This window comes from Cobetia sp. SIMBA_158 (assembly GCF_046566945.1).
GTDB lineage: Bacteria > Pseudomonadota > Gammaproteobacteria > Pseudomonadales > Halomonadaceae > Cobetia > Cobetia amphilecti.
The window spans coordinates 1-233 of sequence record NZ_JAWJYL010001138.1; the positions used below are offsets into that span (position 1 = coordinate 1).

General features: G+C 41.6%; 1 protein-coding gene. It reads left to right on the forward strand.

Translation table 11 applies throughout. The annotated features are described in order from the left end of the window. On the forward strand, positions 1-233 hold a 233-nt coding region (locus tag R2R70_RS23310; RefSeq protein ID WP_410979392.1), incomplete at both ends, for a hypothetical protein.

Sequence of the window (233 nt, forward strand, 5' to 3'; positions counted from 1 at the left end):
GATCCGTAATGTATTGGTACTTCATCCTGAACAATATATTGATACGGATATGATCCCCGCATTACCGGTCAGTACAAAAACGCAGGCGCAACACACGCCAATTATTACTGAGCAGCCAGTAAGTACTGAAACCCCCGCCTTTGATATGGCAACATCACAAAGCGAAGTTAAACCCCTATGGCTTGCAGAAAAAGAATACATTGAGCACGTTATAAAAATATGTGTTTCGAATG